Genomic DNA, 16,016 nt, shown 5'->3' on the forward strand with positions numbered 1-16,016 from the left:
AAAGTCACGTTACAAAATAATGTTCATCAAGAACATTGCACCTAACGCATTCAATACCGAAATCGCGATCATCACCGGGATGTAGCGACCTTCAGTACCAATTGGTCCCATAATACGGCCCATGTATTGCACCTGAGAGCCCATCAAGTAGATAGCTGGCGCCAAGATAGCTATATGGTTGCCGTTCAGAATACCTTGGTCAAACAGCGTGATAACCACGCCCACCGCGCCACCCATCGACATCCACGCACCGATCAATACCGCTGCCGCTTCGCCAGGTAAACCAAATACCGCCATAATTGGAGCAAATACACTGCCCATCAAATCCAGCGCACCCGTTATCTGCAATGCCTTGATGATCACAAACGCCATCAGAACATTCGGTACCGTAGAGGTAGTCGCAATAACCCAGCCTTTCTTAGCACCTTCAACGAAAATATCAGTAACCATTGGTTTCTTTGCTTTAACTTCGCTCATTATGCTACTTCCTCTTCCTCTTCCAGTTTTTGTTCTTTGTCTGATTTTGGTTTGTCTTCTTTGCCTTCAGTAATGTTGAGGTAAATACGGAACAGATTCGCGCCGACAAACTTAAAGATAAACATCACAGCGACAGCCAAACCAATTGACGATGTCACCGCTAAAGAGCCGTCCATCGCGGCTAGAGTGAACAGCACCGCACCTGAAGAGAAAAAGTTAACGATCGCCGCACCCGCCGTAAACTGGAACATGGTGAACACATCGGTTTCACGCTTAGTCAGATGTCCTTCGTCTTTCAGCTGACGTGTCATCGCTGCGCCAGCATCGGTACTTTGCAAAGAAGCGATCAGTGCCAAGCCTGAGTTACCCGGAATACCCATCAGAGGGCGAAGCAGAGGTGTCAGTAGTTTACGAGCCGCATCCAGTGCACCGTAGTGCTCAAGTACGTTGATCATACCCAGTGCAAACATCACGGTCGGAATAAGTGTCAAAGCAAAAATGAAACCGTCGCGAGCACCACTACCGCCTTTACCACGCAGTGACGTCGTTGCCGCTTGAATACCATCGGCCGTTTCACTCACATCGTAAGCGACCTTACCGAATGAACCGTTGAGCGTTGTAAAATCGAACACTCCATACCATTCATTGGACTGCATTAAGCCTGAAAAGAACACCATCGCGAACGCGAGTGCGATATAGCTGCCGATCGTGACTTTACGATCGGTTTTGGTTGGATTAGTCACAAGGACCTCTATACATCTCGCTTATATGGAACAGAACACGTATAGATAGTGCAAACTAATGAGCGAAAGGTTAATGACCAAAATCAAATAGCGTATCGGTTTAAATAAAAGAAGCACAGCAACATATAAAACTGTGATTTGGATTTAAAAGCAGGACCATACGCTAAATAAATTAGAATATTTCACATACAAAACTAAAAAATCTTGCTTCAACAGCGCAACCAAAAACGCACACAATCGCCACACAAGTCTGGCTTCTAGTGAGAAGTTTTTACCTAGTGCGATCTCTGATAATGCTGTAAGAGATCTCTTACATTGTTTTTCTGGTCAATTTTAATTCGATTATAATACAGAGACTTAAAAAGTGATTTTGCTTCCAGAACGCAACCGTTTTCCCTTAGTTGATTGAGTTTTGAGCCAAGCGCAAACAGTGAGCCATTTTATAAAGAATTTGAGCTTAATTCGAAATTTCAGCCCTCAGAGGTGCTATAGACTTCGCGCAGCCAATATAGAAGGAGAACGGTGATGACTATGGAAATGAGAACGCTTAAATATCAAGTAATGGGCAAAGGCATGTGGATCACTGCAACAGTATCTCGCGTAGTAGCGGACAAACTTGCGCTTGAATACCAATCCTATGGCTGGCCTGTTGAAGTATGTGCAGCAGAACAAACACTGACGTTTGATCTCAATGCTGCATAATGTTGGCAATTTCGAATAAGCTCTATCGGCACTGAGTCCGGTAGGGCTTTTTCTTTGGTCTTTGGTCTTTGGTCTTTAGTCTTTAGTCTTTAGTCTTTAGTCTTTAACTTAAGTGTGGAAGACAGTAATTTTGAGTATGTAAGACCGTATTTCGTTCACATCACAGTCTATTCCTTTCATTATAATCTATTGAATTATTAAGATATCTATCACACTGCACATGGTTATTTAGGTCTACTCTTTTACCCGTGTTAATAACTTATTAACTTCGGAGCGTAATCCATGTTAGGTATCCAGCTTTCTGCTGTTCTCTCTTTGTTACTCTTTTCTTCGGTAGCAGGTGCTGCCACTTCTCAGTTGGGAGAACCACTCAAGCTCACCAACTCATTCGCTGGCTACCTATCCCTGACCATTTTCGTTGTCGCCTACATCGTGGTGATGATGGAAGAGTACCTAAAGCTCCGAAAATCTAAGCCAGTGTTACTTGCAGCAGGACTGATCTGGATAATCATTGGTTTTATCTACCAAGAACACAACCTTGTTGAAGTCGCTAAGCAAGCACTCGAACACAACTTACTGGAATACGCTGAGCTGTTACTTTTCCTACTCGTCGCCATGACCTACATCAGCGCCATGGAAGAGAGAAGACTGTTTGATGCGCTGCAAGCGTGGATGGTGGGCAAAGGCTTTAATTTCCGCTCTCTGTTCTGGCTAACCGGTATTCTGGCCTTCTTTATCTCACCGATCGCCGACAACCTCACCACAGCTCTATTGATGTGCGCCGTGGTTCTGAAAGTCGCAGGATCTAACCCTAAATTCGTTAACCTAGCCTGTGTGAATATCGTGATAGCCGCTAACGCTGGCGGCGCGTTCAGCCCATTCGGTGACATCACAACGTTGATGGTGTGGCAGGCTGGTTATGTGAGCTTCAGTGAATTCATTCCCTTATTTATTCCTTCAGTGATGAATTACCTCGTCCCTGCAATGATCATGTCTTACTTTGTTCCCACAACCCAACCCGACACGGTGCATCAGCACGTTGAATTAAAACGCGGTGCAAGACGCATCGTGTTGTTGTTCATCATGACCATCGGCACTGCGGTTGCTTTCCATGCCGTACTCCACTTCCCTCCAGTAATGGGCATGATGATGGGGCTGGCGTATCTACAGTTCTTTGGTTATTTCTTGCGTAAGACCTTACCAAATTCACTGGCGAAGAAAAAAGCGGTGGCGATTGCCAACAATGATGGGGGGGCATTGAAGCGACTCGGTTCAGTCGTGCCCTTTGATGTATTTCGAAGAGTGTCCCATGCCGAATGGGACACTCTGCTGTTCTTCTACGGCGTGGTAATGTGTGTAGGTGGCTTGAGTCTACTGGGATACTTGGAGCTTGCCTCTGGCGTGATGTATAGCCAATGGGATCCAATTTGGGCCAACATCATGGTGGGGATCTTATCTGCGATTGTCGATAACATTCCGGTGATGTTTGCCGTGTTATCGATGGAACCTCAAATGTCGATGGGTAACTGGCTACTGATCACCTTAACCGCAGGCGTTGGCGGCAGCTTGTTATCTATTGGTAGTGCGGCAGGTGTGGCGTTAATGGGCGCGGCGCATGGCAAATACACCTTCTTTGGCCACTTGAAATGGATGCCAGTGATCATGATTGGCTATGCCGTCAGTATCGCTGCACACCTATGGCTTAATGGCGATCTTTTCTAATTCGGAGATCTTTTCTAGTTCGAACTGTCTTTCACAGGCTTATCTACAAGTGTCCAGACGTTACTCAATTGTATCGCTGGACATTGGTTGCAAGTTAGCATCTCGCCCTTCTGTTGAATGCGCATCACTAGTCTAGAGTCAGTTCGGCTGCTTCCAGAATTGAATTCAATGGTGATCAAGTCATCATCAACACGATAGGTTCGAGTCACGGAATTATCCGTTGTTTGATAAGTCACTTGCCCGGATTCAAAAAGTAGATAACTGTCATTATCTGCGTTCTCATACATACCTTTGAACAGAGCAAGCTGTGGAACCTCGAAAGGTCGGCTGGTATCAGTTAAACAACCTGTCAGCAATAATGCAGAGCTGCAGCCAGATATTAGTAAGGGGAATCTATTCATTTGGGCATCCTTGCCTAGAGAACATAGTCAAAGAATATGCAACCAAATCGATATTTCCCAGAAAGCGTTGATTTTAATGCAAAGTCATATTTTAAGAACCACTCGCCTTCACCATTAAGTAGTACGAGATATTCAGCCAGCATCTCGACAGGCTCATGGCTAAATCGCTTGCTAGTCTTGCTCTCTTCCCTCTATCACCAATAAGTGCTGTTTACGTTCTACGCCACCTGCATAACCCGTCAGTTTGCCGTTTTTACCAATCACACGGTGACACGGCACAATCACTGAAACCGGATTTTTGCCATTCGCCAAACCCACAGCACGAACGGCTTTCGGATTGCCTATCGCATCGGCCAGTTGTGCATAGCTCCAAGTCTCTCCATAAGGAATGGTCGTCAGCGCCTGCCAAACCGACTGCTGAAATGGCGTGCCCTTGGCTGCAATCGGCACAGAAAACTGAATAGCTTCGCCCGAGAAATAGCGATTAAGCTGCTCGATAGCCAATGCAAAGATCGGAAAGCTATCATCTTGAACACCCAACGGTTCCGGCTTGGTGGTATGTGTCTCGAACCAAAGGCCGAGCAAGCCTTCATCGTTCGCCTGTAACGTCACGGTTCCCAATGGGCTCTCATAGTAAGTAAAACGGTTGTCCATGATATCTCCTAGCTTAGTATTCCGATTAAGACTGATTCCAACAGTGGAACGTGGCGTAACTACCCCAAGGCGAAACACTCTCCGTGTTGATGGCGGGGCGATGCTCAATAAACTTCTTCACCACCAAGTCACCAACCAACAGATGATTAGGTTCGCTTAACCCGCGAAGCAGTGCATATTGAATAGTCCAAGGCCCAATCCCTTTTAGCTCAATCCATTTGGAAGGATGCTCAGCTTCATTGTCGACCATGTATTCGGCAAAACGCTTTAGGGTCTCTTTGCGGCTTCCCGGCATTCTCAAGAAGCTAACATCAGCGTCCGCTATCTGTTTTGGTGTTGGGAAGCTGGCTTTCTCATGTTCATCAGAAAGCTCTTTGACCAATAAGTTAAGCTGACCAATCGCCGCGGTTACCGAAACTTGCTGTCCTAGAATCGCTCTCACGCCTGCCTCCCAAGCACTCCACACGCCAGGAATACGGATACCACTCTTAGCCACCAAGTTAGGATCGATAGTCGTAAAGAACGTCTCAACCTTGGCAATATCGACATCAAGATCAAACATACGGCGGATATTCGCAATCAAGCTTCTTAATTGGCTTATATCATCCAACTCGAATTCAATATCCAAGCGGTTATCTTTGGCTAAAGTCGCCTTGAACCAACCCTTTGACCCGTTCACATTTACCGTGCGCTTATAATAATCTTCGCCAACGCCTTCTAAGCCCTCAATCATTCTTCGTCGATAAAACCTCAACAAGTGGTTCCAATCTAAGGGTCCATGAAAACCAAGCTGAATATGATTACTCTGAGTGTCACTTGGCTTCGCTCGCCTAATTTGGCTTGGCGAAAGCTGCAGCTCTTTTTGAAAGGCATCATTAAAACGGCGCGTACTATTGAAGCCACTAGCAAAGCCGACATCAGTAATGCTCATGCTACTGGTGTGCAGCAACTGCTTGGCAAACATCAATTGACTGTACAGACTATATTGCTTGGGTGACACGCCGATGTAATTGTCGAATAAGGTTCGTAAATAACGATCTGAAATACCTAACCGCGTTGCAAGGTCGACGATAGATCCTGAATTCAGAGCGCCATTATCAATCAACTGCATCGCACGTAAGAAAGTGGTTTCGACGCCCTTCCAAGCCGGCGAAAAAGGTGCGCTGTCTGGTCGACAACGTAAACAAGGACGATATCCCGCTTTCAATGCTTGAGCTTGATGGGAAAAATATTCGACGTTTTCTTCTTTGGGTGGTGTGGCTGGGCAAATCGGGCGACAAAAAATTCCTGTCGTTTTCACCGCTGTAAAAAACATCCCATCAAAGCGAGCATCTCGTGCATATCGAGCCAAATGGCACTGCTCACTGGTTAAGCTGCTGTTGTGATTGATCTTTTTCGACATGCCGTACTCTTCCCACTTACCATAGCGTTTGATCCGATACCTAAAAGTTTACCGTGAACCACCATTGTCGCTAGCCACTTTCGGAAGCGAAGGTCAGATAAATCACAAAAAAGGGTTTTAATTTTATTCAATTCGACTAAATTTAACCTAGAGAGGGCATTCTTCTCACAACGTCAACGATCGGTACTTAGCACGCCAAGATGCAGAGACCTATCGAATATAAAAAGGAAAAGGCTATGGTTCTACACACATGTCGTATTGTTTTATCAAATCAACAGGTTCTCACCAGTCAATCAGTCGAGCAGTCTCTAAGCTTTCTTGAAGACAAAGCGGACAACGGGATTTCTATGATCGAGATTGACGCAACGGATGGCAATCAAATCCATTCGTACATGTCACGCTCTCTTGAAGAGTCTATTGAGAATCTAATGAACCTATAGGGCTTTTAATAAAGGCTACACATACCAGGCTTAAACGATATTTATGGAATTAGAAACGATCTCTAGTTCCGAAAAGAAGTACATTTCTGGTTTAAAACAAAAATGGCTCCCAACTATACAATTAGTTGGGAGCCATTTTTTATTGAATCTAATCAGCAAAGCCACTGCTTACCGCAAATGCCGTTACTCAGGTGCTTGTTCAGCGGCTTGCTGCAATGTGTAAGCCGTCGATGGGTCAATCTCATTAACCAACTTCTCAACCTGCATGATCGCATCAACCGAGGTACTGCTTTTACGGTAGCTCAGATAAATTGGGAGATACCAGTCTTCAACCCCTTTCACCTTGTGCAGCTGACCCGAATCGATAAAAGGTTCGACTAGAGACACCGGAAGATACGCACTGCCGCCTTTCTCTAAAATGAAATCGAGGGCGATACGGGCTGTAGAGGTACGTAGGTACGGTGCTGGCACTTTAGGGTGACGTTCTGCGTGTTCAGAACCAAAGCGCGTTCCCCAATCCACATAAACATACTTATGTTGAAATACAGATTCCAGATCATCTTGCTGCGTTGATACCAACACCAAAACCAAGTCAGCGACTTTTTTACAGTTCAGCTCTTCTGCTTTGATCTGATCGAACGCGAAAGCCATATCTAAGGTTCGTTCTAACAAATTACGGTTCAGTTGCTCGCGCCCCATCACCTCTGCCATAAAGCCGTAACCACCAAAAGAGTCGGTTACCACACTTAAACAGTTTTGCAGATACGCATCCCAAATATTCGGCGTGCCGCCCAGCGTTAACTGCAAGGCTTTACCACTCTCTAACGACAGCTCAAATTTGGCTTGTTGTAGGGTGGACACCATCACTTCGGCATAACCAATCAAACGTTCACCGGAAGATGTGAGTTTGATGTTATTGCGGTCACGAATGAAGAGCTGAGTATCAAAATAGCCTTCAAGCTGTTTGATCCGCGCACTCACCGCCGCTTGTGTTAAATACAAGTTTTCAGCTGCACGCCCAAAATGGCGCACCCTTGCAACCTCAAGAAAGGTTCTAAATACTTTCACATCCATCAAATACATCTCTGTAATAAATCTGCTAACTAGCCGATCTAGGATTGTTTATCGTAAAGGCAAAAACATTTTGTTTCCTATTTTAGCCTTTTAACAATATTTTCGCGTGAGCAATAAACACTAATTTCTATCTAACCACATTACTGAGGCTGATATGTCTGAGACCGAATTCCGACACGGAAAAAAACGTTTTTATGACACCATTAAATTCCCGAGAGGGTTCGCTAAGTCGGGTGATTTTACTCTTTCAGAAGAGGAAATCCTAACCTTGTTTGGTGACACTATGCTTGCACTTGAAACTGGTGAACTAGCACCAATCAATGCAGAAGAAAAACACTTCATTAAAGTGTTGTCTCACCCTCATAAGGCAAAGTCCAAGTTAGAGCGTGTTTGGTTGAAGTACATTCAACTGGCTCGTGGACGCCGTCGCTTTCACACCCTAAACGGCTGCAAACGCGGCGACGTATCTAGGGAAGAATACGAAAGTGAGTTAGTGTTAGAAGATTAGTAAAATCGCTCAAAGTGATACCTCATCACTTTGGGCTTTTTTTTGCCTTCAAACACACATCTTCTTTGTAATTGGTAAGTTTAGCCAACCTATCCATTTTTACCAATATTTATATACAATTCATAGCGATAGCGTGACTAAAACACAGCTCTCGTTCAATCTTATGGGTATTCATCCCACTGAGATTCATCGTTCTTCATCCTGCCCCTGTCTTTTATCACGATAGCGCTCCATTGCCATCATTATTTTTCTAGTTTCAACTATACGCTCAACGCTTGTTTATACTCGAAACACGTTAATGCACCAAAATTCGTCAATGGTTCGAGCGATGCCATTATTGCAATAATCGTATCAAGGCATAGAAACACACCAACCCTTTCAGGTGCTGAATTAGATCAACATTGCTGTATATGACAAACGTATTAATCTTGTTTAACGCCACCAAATATCCATACAATAATTGTGCAATTTTGAGAGTTCCAGTCACAGTTACGACGAAAAAAGCAAAAACTTGACCTAAAACAATAGCGGAACTGGATAACTTATTTTATAATGCGAATTAATGTTTCAGAACACTATAAAATTTTATTTCTAGGGGCAAAATCAATGAGACTTATTCCATTAAGCAACAAAGCTAAAGTAGGTAAATGGGCTGCTCGTCATATCGCAGATTCAATCAACAAGTTCGCTCCAACGGCTGAGCGTCCATTTGTACTAGGTCTTCCTACTGGTAGCACACCTCTAACTACTTACGCTGAGCTAATTGAACTTTACAAAGCTGGCGAAGTTAGCTTCAAGCACGTTGTAACATTCAACATGGATGAGTACGTTGGCATCGACCCTAACCACCCAGAGTCTTACCGCACATTCATGCACGAGAACTTCTTCAACCACGTTGATATCCAAGCAGAAAACATCAACCTGCTAGACGGCAAAGCTGAAGATATCAATGCTCACTGTGCAGCATACGAAGAGAAAATCCGTTCATACGGCAAAATCAACCTGTTCATGGGCGGCGTAGGCATCGACGGTCACATCGCATTCAACGAACCAGGTTCTTCTCTATCTTCACGCACTCGTATCAAAACGTTGACTGAAGACACTCGTATCGCGAACTCTCGTTTCTTCGATGGCGACATCAACCAAGTTCCTAAATACGCACTAACTATCGGTGTTGCGACTCTTCTAGATGCAGAAGAAGTGATGATCCTTTCTCTAGGCCACAACAAAGCTCAAGCGCTTCAAATGGCTATCGAAGGTTCTGTAAACCACATGTGGACTGTTACAGCTCTACAGATGCACCGTAAAGCTATCATCGTTGCTGATGAGCCAGCTCAACAAGAGCTAAAAGTTAAGACTCTACGCTACTTCCAAGAGCTAGAAGCTGAGAACATCCAAGACCTATAATTCCTATAGTCTTGCATAGCAGGGCGTTTTTATAAAGAGAGCGTCTTGAATAGAAAAAGCCACTGAATGTGGCTTTTTTTGTGCCTGCTGCTTTTGTATTTAATGGGAAGATATTTCGGATATTTTTTAGAAGCACAAAAACAACAAAGCGATTTCTCCAACGAGAGAAACCGCCATCATTTTAATCTTTGTATTGAAACGAACGAACAGCTACAAGTTATGTAGGATGTGAAACAAGATAAGCAGAGCTGCAAACTAGAGCTAAGAGCTCAGCGCGTTATCTCGGCATAGGGTAGTGATAATGTCAGTGATAGCTAATACGATCGTCGACTTCACCTTTTGATTATGTCGCCCCAAGAACATTTCAAGCATTGGGCCAGACATCGTTTCCACCATCTCCGCGTCATATTCGATAGGCATAATACGCTGAATCGCGTGCACCTTGTTGAGCTCAAATATCACATCAACTTCTGTGAAGCTGGTGTCTTCACCCTGTATTTTCGCCCACTCTTTCAAGGTAACGAAAACCTCAAGATCGTCGTAGAGTTCTTTACTGATCACGCCAAGCCCGAGTAGCAACTTAGCACGAATCATGATCTCGCCTAACGGCCCACCACTGTTGAGAAGTGGCTCGACAACGAACTTAATTGCAGTGTCGTCTTTCTTAAAGATGTTTTTTAATACGGCATCTACCGTGTCGTCCAATGCATCATAAGCAGCCATTAGGCAAGCGCTAGCACTCTCAGCTTCCGAAAGGGCTTCGAGTAATTCAGTTTCATGGCTTGTTTGTATTGGCATAACGGCTCGACAATAAGAAAGTGCCACTGGTGTGGCACTTTGATGGTTAATCATTTCAATGCTAGATAAGCTTCTTCCGCTAGTTTAACAACTTCTGAGTCACTATTCAGCTCAGAATAATGCGCTAATGTCTCAGCAAAGCCTTTTTCTGCGAACATTGCTTGAAGTTCAACCGCTTGTGGGTCGTCTTCGTTCTTGTAATGGAACGCAGCAGCGATTGCTTTTACTAGGTGAGCATTCGGTAGGCCGTACTCTAATGTACCGTTTAGAGGCTTAACTAGGCGGTCTTGCGGGCTCAGTTTACGAATTGGCTGACGACCAACGCGGTCTACTTCATCACGTAGGAACGGGTTAGCAAAACGACCTAGAATCTTTTGGATGTAGGCAGCGTGTGCTTCTGGATCAAAGCCGTAACGCTTAATCAGAACCGCACCACTCTCTTCCATCGTCGCTGTTACTTCAGCGCGGATTACGTCATCTTCGATAGAGTCTTTAATAGTCTCATGACCTGCAAGCACACCAAGGTATGCCGTTACCAAGTGACCTGTGTTTAGCGTGAACAGTTTACGCTCAACGAAAGCCATTAGGTTATCAGTGCATTCCATTCCTGGGATGTTTGGAATCTCACCTTTGAATTGTGTTTGATCTACGATCCACTCGCTGAACGTTTCAACCGTTACCGCTAGAGGATCTGTTTCGCCCGCTTCTGCCGGTGGAACAATACGGTCAACCGCAGAATCAACAAAGCCAATGTGCTCTTCAGTGAACGCTTTCATTTCATCAGAAAGGTGCTCTAACACGGCTGCTTTTAATTGGCTAGTACCGCGAACCATGTTCTCTGCCGCGATGATGTTCATTGGTGCAGTGTTGTTTGCTGCTGCACGCTTTTCAATGCCTTGAGCGATAGACTTAGAGATGATTTTAAGAACCGTAGGGCCCACTGCAGTCGTCACAAGATCAGACTCAGCAATGCAATCTACTACTGCGCTTGTTGCTGAGTTTACTGCTGTCACGTTCTTAACAACTTCGACAACACACTCTTCGCCAACAATCTTAACTGGGTATTCTTGGCGTTCAATTAACGCATTTACAACCGTTTCATTTACGTCAGCAAACGTAACCTTCATACCAGCATCAGAAAGAAGCTTACCAATGAAACCACGACCGATATTACCTGCACCAAAATGTAACGCTTTCATAATTTTGACCTTATAAATATTTGAATCTAGATAGCTAACTGCTCAACAACATGCCTTGACGATGTGCCCTCGGCATTAAGCAGTAAGCTATTCAGACTGAATCTTGTTAGAAAGATTAAGACCGAAAATGAGGCCAGTAGGGGGATACCGGCCTCCTTCACTCAGGAGCTTGACTAGAGCTTTTTAGTTTCCGTTGAGAATACGTAGAACATCAGCAGGGTTTGTTGTGTTCTGTAGGCATTCCACAGCTTCTTCATCATCGAGTGAATTGGTAATAGCCATCAGCACCATGTTGTGCTCATCGCCTTGTGCGGCAATACCGATAACCATCTTCGCGATATCGTCTTCATCTTCGCCCCACTGAATACCTTCAGGGTACTGACAGAAAACGATGCCGGTTTTTTGTACGTACTGTTTCGCTTCGATTGTGCCGTGTGGTACTGCGATAGACTCACCTAGGTAAGTAGACACAAGCTCTTCACGAGCAAACATGCCATCTACATATTCTGGTGATACGTTGCCAAGTTTTACTAATTGTTCGCCAGCAAACTTAATTGCGTCTTCTTTTTGAGTCGCTTTAAGGCCAAGGAAGATGCTGTCGTCAGTGAGTGCAAGCTTGTTGCTTTCTTGCGCTGGAGCTGCTGCCGGAGCTTCTACTTTCGCTTCACCACTTTGAGCATCGACAAGCTCAGCAACTAGTTGGTCGTATACGCCGCCGTCTAGGAAGTTGCTTAGAGACATATGCATCGCACCTGGCACAGTGCTACGAGCACGGTCTGTTAGGTCTTTATGCGTAATAACGATTTGCGAATCAGCCGGTAGGTTGTTGATTGCGTAGTTGGTTACTTCAATGTCTAGGCCAGCTGTTGCTACTTTCTTACGTAGTAGACCTGCACCCATTGCACTTGAACCCATACCCGCATCACACGCTACATAAACTGCTTTTACATCCGCTAGGTTTACGTTTGCTTCTGCTGCTGCACCTTTAGAAGACGCTTTCATGTCTTTCATTTGTGCAGAAGCTTTCTCTAGTGAATCTTCCTCATCATCTTGCGCTGATGTTTTAAGAAGGATTGACGCTACAACAAACGATACTGCCGTTGCTGCGATAACAGATAGAATCACGCCGATGTAAGAGCCTTTTGGCGTCATCAGTAAGACTGCGAAGATAGAACCTGGAGATGCTGGAGAGATAAGGCCAGAATCGAACATTACGTTAGTGAATACACCCGCCATACCACCTGCGATTACCGCAAGAATTAGACGTGGGTTCATTAGAACGTAAGGGAAGTAAATTTCGTGGATACCACCTAGGAAGTGGATGATAGATGCACCAGCAGCAGATTGCTTCGCGCTACCTTTACCAAACACCATGTAAGCAAGTAGAAGACCAAAACCAGGACCTGGGTTTGCTTCGATTAAGAAGAAGATTGAACGACCAATCTCTTCAGATTGCTGGATACCTAGTGGAGAGAAGATACCGTGGTTGATTGCGTTATTTAGGAATAGAATTTTCGCAGGTTCAACAAAAATAGATGCTAGAGGTAATGCACCTGCTTCTACCATTGCGTTTACGCCAGCAGCAAGTCCGCCAGATAGAATCTTAACCGCAGGACCAATCACGATGAACGCGATGATCGCACAGATCATGCCGATGATACCCGCAGAGAAGTTATTCACTAGCATTTCGAAACCACTCTTCACTTTACCGTGAACAGCTTCATCGAATTTTTTAATTGCGATACCACCTAGTGGACCCACAATCATTGCACCCATGAACATTGGGATATCAGTACCAACGATAACACCCATTGTCGTGATGGCACCTACTACCGCACCGCGGTCACCACCAACCATTTTACCACCGGTGTAACCAATCAATAGTGGCAATAGGTATGTAATCATAGGGCCAACCATTGATGCTAACGTTTCGTTAGGCCACCAACCGGTTGGGATGAATAGTGCAGTAATGAAACCCCACGCAATAAATGCGCCGATGTTTGGCATTACCATATTGGATAAGAAACGACCAAAGTTTTGAACCTTAATCTTTGCTTCTGGTGATAACATAGGTAGAACCCCGTAATGTATTGGTTGGTCAAATGACCGAAAGTGTGTACTCAAAAGTCGATTAAAATGTATCACAACATTTCTAAAATGCACCTTAGCCCAACTTTCGTGACAACCATCACACACGAAAAACACTTTAGGGTTAACAAGAGCACTTTAGATCACAAAAATACCATGAATTAAAATTACAAAGCCAAATTAATGAGAATAAATATCATTAACGCAAGATCTAGATCACACTTTATCTTGTAATACTTAAAAATAAATAGTGATCAAAATCACACTTAATAAAATATAGCATCTAAGATCTATATAAACCGTATAAAAGAACATCGTGTCACGTATAGAAAATATGCACCCAGATGAGCAGAATCGCTAATCATGTAATTTAATTACAGAAAGAACCACATTTCCCACAAAATCAAAATCAGACATGACTTTCTACTAAAAACATAGACCAGTGAGCAGCAGTTGGCATTAGTAGATGTGATATGGTACTCGCCTGTGCTATCACATCATGTATCTCACCAAAACCCATCAGCGGATCACTCTGCTATTTGAGAAAAGACTATGTCAGACAAAATTTCCACATCCGCACTCGCTAAACAAAAAGGCATAGAAGCTAAAACTTTATTTAGCGATCTAAAAACAGCAGGTTATATCGTGCGCTCACAAGAGCGTTGGATTCTCACAGAACGGGGAGAAAGCTTTGGTGGGGAATATGTCGAACACAAGAAGTTTGGTGTCTTTATTGTCTGGCCAGAGAAACTGCTTATCGATTTGGACTCATTCTCAGGAAAAACACTCACCGCCACCCAGCTTGGCAGTGCCTTTCAACTCAGCGCAAAGAAAATCAACTTACTGCTCAACGAGCTTGGTTGGATAACAAAAGAAGAAGACGGTTGGCATGTCACCTCTACAGGCTTAAAAGCCGGAGGTGAACAAAGAGAAGACAAAGCGACTCAAAACTTATTCGTGGTATGGCACGACTCATTGGTTCGCAATAAACGTTTAAAGCAGTCTGTTGTTGAATTCCTAGGGCATGATGCTGAAAGCCACTCGACCGATGTGTCATTCTCCAGTTTTCGTCAGAAATTTGAGGCGAAGCACCGAAGCTTAGACGGGCATTATGTTCGATCAAAGGGAGAGCTGATCATTGATAACTGGCTTTATATGGCAGGAGTGGTCCATGCGTACGAGCGTCCGCTTCCGATATCAAAAGAAGTGATCAGCGATTTTTATCTACCAAGTGGCAAAGTATACATCCAGTTCTGGGGAACTGATTCTGCGCCAATCGCCGAAAATAAACGTGAAGCTACGAGAAAAATCTATGAAGAGCATGGTTTTGGTTTAATCGAAATCACGCCAGAAGATATCCCCAACCTAGACAGCGTACTTCCGCCATTATTGCGCCAATATGGTATCAAAGCGTACTAAGCTACTGAATCTAGAGATTCCACCTCCATTAAGATCACACTTATTGAATCATTATGGACATTATTAACCATAGTGATTTGATATGTTCGCTATTTTTCCCGAGTCATTCTTCTATTATCTTACACCCATCGACTTGAGCTACCGCAGATACTCGATTTATTGGGGCATGTTCGATAACTATTTAGACGTTCAATCTATTGAGATTCGTTTAAATTGGTTATCCGTTTATTGTTGACGTAACTGAACATAAAACCCTACAACATTTATTATTGATAGATATTAGGATTCAACATGACTCATCCAATCATTACTGATCTAAACACTCGTTACACAGCTAAAAAATACGATGCAGAAAAACGCATCTCTGCGGAAGACATGGAAGTAATCAAAGAAGCACTTCGCTTGTCAGCTTCTTCTATCAACTCTCAGCCTTGGAAATTCATCATCATTGAGAGTGACGCAGCAAAACAACGCTTCCACAATACTTTCGAAAACATGTTCCAGTTTAACCAACCACATGCGAAAGAAGCGTCACACACGATCCTGTTTGCTCACGATCCTAAGTACACTAAAGAGAAATTCGCGAAGCGTGCTGATACAGAAGTAAGCTCTGGTCACTTACCAGCTGAAATGTACGAGCAATTCTTAGGTGCTTACGCATTCGCAGAAATGAACACAGACGAAACAGGTTTCAACGGTAACTGGACTAAGTCTCAAGTTTACATCGCACTAGGTAACACACTGCACACACTAGCTCGTCTAGGTATCGCTTCAACACCTATGGAAGGTGTAGATGCAGCTATGATCAGCGAAGAGTTTGCTGACGAACTAGAAGGTCACGTTGTTGATGTAGCTCTAGCTATCGGCTACCACAAAGACGGCGAAGACTACAACTACGGCAAACCAAAAGCGCGCCTAGCTCTTGATGAAGTCATTACAACACTTTAGGGCGTGTTGACCTTTCGTGGTTAAATTTTGTTCG

General features: G+C 44.1%; 16 protein-coding genes. 7 read left to right on the plus strand and 9 right to left on the minus strand.

Going from position 1 to position 16,016, the window contains the following annotated elements:
• Positions 1–9: 9 nt before the first annotated feature.
• Positions 10–477, minus strand: coding sequence for a YjiG family protein (locus AB4512_RS03390; protein ID WP_102393339.1), 468 nt, complete (start codon positions 475–477; stop codon positions 10–12).
• Positions 477–1,220, minus strand: a complete 744-nt coding sequence (locus AB4512_RS03395; RefSeq protein ID WP_372139296.1) for a nucleoside recognition domain-containing protein — start codon at positions 1,218–1,220, stop codon at positions 477–479. Before AB4512_RS03395 ends, AB4512_RS03390 begins: the two co-directional genes overlap by 1 nt.
• A 525-nt stretch (positions 1,221–1,745) precedes the next feature.
• Between AB4512_RS03395 and AB4512_RS03400 the strand changes: the two genes are divergently transcribed.
• On the plus strand, positions 1,746–1,922 hold the full coding sequence (locus AB4512_RS03400; RefSeq protein ID WP_017061524.1) for a hypothetical protein: 177 nt from the start codon (positions 1,746–1,748) through the stop codon (positions 1,920–1,922).
• A 282-nt stretch (positions 1,923–2,204) separates the two neighbouring features.
• The gene (gene nhaD / locus AB4512_RS03405) at positions 2,205–3,644 is read left to right on the plus strand and encodes a sodium:proton antiporter NhaD (protein WP_017061523.1); all 1,440 of its coding nucleotides are present in this window, start codon (positions 2,205–2,207) and stop codon (positions 3,642–3,644) included.
• A gap of 14 nt (positions 3,645–3,658) precedes the next feature.
• Here nhaD and AB4512_RS03410 read toward each other — a convergent pair whose 3' ends face one another.
• The 3 genes from AB4512_RS03410 to AB4512_RS03420 all read right to left on the minus strand — a co-directional run bounded on the left by AB4512_RS03410 (position 3,659) and on the right by AB4512_RS03420 (position 6,101).
• Complete coding sequence (locus AB4512_RS03410; RefSeq protein ID WP_017061522.1) at positions 3,659–4,045, minus strand: hypothetical protein; 387 nt, start codon at positions 4,043–4,045, stop codon at positions 3,659–3,661.
• A gap of 171 nt (positions 4,046–4,216) precedes the next feature.
• Positions 4,217–4,699 carry a methylated-DNA--[protein]-cysteine S-methyltransferase gene (locus tag AB4512_RS03415; protein ID WP_017061521.1) on the minus strand — a complete coding sequence of 161 codons (483 nt, stop codon included), beginning with the start codon at positions 4,697–4,699 and terminating at the stop codon, positions 4,217–4,219.
• A gap of 25 nt (positions 4,700–4,724) precedes the next feature.
• Positions 4,725–6,101 carry an AlkA N-terminal domain-containing protein gene (locus AB4512_RS03420; protein WP_017061520.1) on the minus strand — a complete coding sequence of 459 codons (1,377 nt, stop codon included), beginning with the start codon at positions 6,099–6,101 and terminating at the stop codon, positions 4,725–4,727.
• Between the two features lie 236 nt (positions 6,102–6,337).
• Here AB4512_RS03420 and AB4512_RS03425 point away from each other — a divergent pair, with 236 nt between their 5' ends.
• Positions 6,338–6,541 (plus strand): hypothetical protein, encoded by a 204-nt coding sequence (locus AB4512_RS03425; protein ID WP_017072361.1) that lies wholly within the window; start codon positions 6,338–6,340, stop codon positions 6,539–6,541.
• A 183-nt stretch (positions 6,542–6,724) separates the two neighbouring features.
• Here AB4512_RS03425 and AB4512_RS03430 read toward each other — a convergent pair whose 3' ends face one another.
• The gene (locus tag AB4512_RS03430) at positions 6,725–7,615 is read right to left on the minus strand and encodes a LysR family transcriptional regulator (protein WP_017061518.1); all 891 of its coding nucleotides are present in this window, start codon (positions 7,613–7,615) and stop codon (positions 6,725–6,727) included.
• Between the two features lie 154 nt (positions 7,616–7,769).
• On the opposite strand from AB4512_RS03430, the gene AB4512_RS03435 reads away from it, so the two are divergent.
• A complete protein-coding gene (locus tag AB4512_RS03435) occupies positions 7,770–8,123 on the plus strand; it encodes a DUF413 domain-containing protein (RefSeq protein WP_017061517.1) in 354 nt (117 codons plus the stop codon).
• 606 nt (positions 8,124–8,729) lie between these two features.
• Positions 8,730–9,530 (plus strand): glucosamine-6-phosphate deaminase, encoded by an 801-nt coding sequence (gene nagB / locus AB4512_RS03440; protein ID WP_017061516.1) that lies wholly within the window; start codon positions 8,730–8,732, stop codon positions 9,528–9,530.
• Positions 9,531–9,791: 261 nt separating this feature from the next.
• Here the strand turns inward: nagB and AB4512_RS03445 are convergent, their stop codons facing one another.
• From AB4512_RS03445 to AB4512_RS03455, 3 genes are all read right to left on the minus strand, one after another.
• A complete protein-coding gene (locus tag AB4512_RS03445; protein WP_198592367.1) occupies positions 9,792–10,328 on the minus strand; it encodes an MltR family transcriptional regulator in 537 nt (178 codons plus the stop codon).
• Positions 10,329–10,378: 50 nt separating this feature from the next.
• Complete coding sequence (locus tag AB4512_RS03450; protein WP_009846102.1) at positions 10,379–11,527, minus strand: mannitol-1-phosphate 5-dehydrogenase; 1,149 nt, start codon at positions 11,525–11,527, stop codon at positions 10,379–10,381.
• A gap of 183 nt (positions 11,528–11,710) precedes the next feature.
• Complete coding sequence (locus tag AB4512_RS03455) at positions 11,711–13,597, minus strand: PTS mannitol transporter subunit IICBA (protein ID WP_372174429.1); 1,887 nt, start codon at positions 13,595–13,597, stop codon at positions 11,711–11,713.
• A gap of 570 nt (positions 13,598–14,167) precedes the next feature.
• Here AB4512_RS03455 and AB4512_RS03460 point away from each other — a divergent pair.
• Positions 14,168–15,034: a hypothetical protein gene (locus AB4512_RS03460; protein ID WP_017061512.1), complete on the plus strand. Its 867-nt coding sequence runs from the start codon at positions 14,168–14,170 to the stop codon at positions 15,032–15,034.
• 291 nt (positions 15,035–15,325) lie between these two features.
• Positions 15,326–15,982, plus strand: a complete 657-nt coding sequence (locus AB4512_RS03465; RefSeq protein ID WP_104216093.1) for an NAD(P)H-dependent oxidoreductase — start codon at positions 15,326–15,328, stop codon at positions 15,980–15,982.
• The last annotated feature ends 34 nt before the right edge of the window (positions 15,983–16,016 follow it).

Origin of the sequence: Vibrio sp. 10N.222.52.B7, from assembly GCF_041474275.1 — a bacterium.
GTDB lineage: Bacteria > Pseudomonadota > Gammaproteobacteria > Enterobacterales > Vibrionaceae > Vibrio > Vibrio crassostreae_C.

Coding starts and splice junctions, on each gene's coding strand:
- AB4512_RS03390 (WP_102393339.1), bottom strand. CDS start 477: ATGAGCGAAGTTAAAGCAAAGAAACCAATGGTTACTGATATTTTCGTT.
- AB4512_RS03400 (WP_017061524.1), top strand. CDS start 1,746: ATGACTATGGAAATGAGAACGCTTAAATATCAAGTAATGGGCAAAGGC.
- nhaD (WP_017061523.1), top strand. CDS start 2,205: ATGTTAGGTATCCAGCTTTCTGCTGTTCTCTCTTTGTTACTCTTTTCT.
- AB4512_RS03410 (WP_017061522.1), bottom strand. CDS start 4,045: ATGAATAGATTCCCCTTACTAATATCTGGCTGCAGCTCTGCATTATTG.
- AB4512_RS03415 (WP_017061521.1), bottom strand. CDS start 4,699: ATGGACAACCGTTTTACTTACTATGAGAGCCCATTGGGAACCGTGACG.
- AB4512_RS03420 (WP_017061520.1), bottom strand. CDS start 6,101: ATGTCGAAAAAGATCAATCACAACAGCAGCTTAACCAGTGAGCAGTGC.
- AB4512_RS03425 (WP_017072361.1), top strand. CDS start 6,338: ATGGTTCTACACACATGTCGTATTGTTTTATCAAATCAACAGGTTCTC.
- AB4512_RS03430 (WP_017061518.1), bottom strand. CDS start 7,615: ATGGATGTGAAAGTATTTAGAACCTTTCTTGAGGTTGCAAGGGTGCGC.
- AB4512_RS03435 (WP_017061517.1), top strand. CDS start 7,770: ATGTCTGAGACCGAATTCCGACACGGAAAAAAACGTTTTTATGACACC.
- nagB (WP_017061516.1), top strand. CDS start 8,730: ATGAGACTTATTCCATTAAGCAACAAAGCTAAAGTAGGTAAATGGGCT.
- AB4512_RS03445 (WP_198592367.1), bottom strand. CDS start 10,328: ATGCCAATACAAACAAGCCATGAAACTGAATTACTCGAAGCCCTTTCG.
- AB4512_RS03450 (WP_009846102.1), bottom strand. CDS start 11,527: ATGAAAGCGTTACATTTTGGTGCAGGTAATATCGGTCGTGGTTTCATT.
- AB4512_RS03455 (WP_372174429.1), bottom strand. CDS start 13,597: ATGTTATCACCAGAAGCAAAGATTAAGGTTCAAAACTTTGGTCGTTTC.
- AB4512_RS03460 (WP_017061512.1), top strand. CDS start 14,168: ATGTCAGACAAAATTTCCACATCCGCACTCGCTAAACAAAAAGGCATA.
- AB4512_RS03465 (WP_104216093.1), top strand. CDS start 15,326: ATGACTCATCCAATCATTACTGATCTAAACACTCGTTACACAGCTAAA.